The following is a 256-nucleotide window of genomic DNA, read 5'->3' on the forward strand; positions in this document are numbered from 1 at the left end:
GCGACGGCAGGACTGGTTCGAGACCCAGCCCGATCTCGACCCCGAGCGACTGGTTTTCATTGATGAAACCTGGGCCTCGACCAACATGGCGCGACGTCATGGTCGCTGTCGGCGGGGCCAGAGATTACGATCCGCCGTGCCGCACGGGCACTGGAAGACCACAACGTTCATCGCGGGACTGCGGCTGACCGGCATCGTGGCGCCCATGGTGCTGGACGGACCGATCAACGGCCGCAGCTTCCTGACTTATGTCGAA

The 256-nt window shown here is 63.7% G+C and carries 1 protein-coding gene; it reads left to right on the plus strand.

Going from position 1 to position 256, the window contains the following annotated elements; all coding sequences use genetic code 11:
• Nucleotides 1–256: transposase (locus ACWNRM_RS15220; RefSeq protein ID WP_485171516.1), on the plus strand; the 256-nt coding region annotated here is incomplete at both ends.

This window comes from Asaia sp. A2 (assembly GCF_057319415.1).